At 60.8% G+C, this 240-nt stretch carries 1 pseudogene; it reads right to left on the bottom strand.

Annotated elements, in window-relative coordinates:
- Window positions 1–240 (bottom strand): annotated as a pseudogene (locus FNJ47_RS48775) (IS5/IS1182 family transposase); the annotation flags it as partial.

The following is a 240-nucleotide window of genomic DNA, read 5'->3' as shown; positions in this document are numbered from 1 at the left end:
CCCAAGCCTCGAACGGCCAGATGTATCTTGGTGCTCAAGCCGCCGCGCGAGCGCCCGATCGCTTGATCTTCAGACCCCCTTTTTTCGCCCCGGCGGCGTGCTGATGCGCCCGGACGATGGTGGAATCCACGATCAGATATTCGAAGTCCGGATCATCGGACATCGCCTCGAAGATGCGGCACCAGACACCCTTGCGACTCCATCGACTGAAGCGCCGGAACACGCTGTTCCAATCCCCAA

Source organism: Bradyrhizobium uaiense (assembly GCF_010811875.1).
Taxonomy (GTDB): Bacteria; Pseudomonadota; Alphaproteobacteria; order Rhizobiales; family Xanthobacteraceae; genus Bradyrhizobium; species Bradyrhizobium uaiense.
Note: the sequence above shows the minus strand (reverse complement) of the source record. Positions and strands in the feature narration are given on the sequence as shown.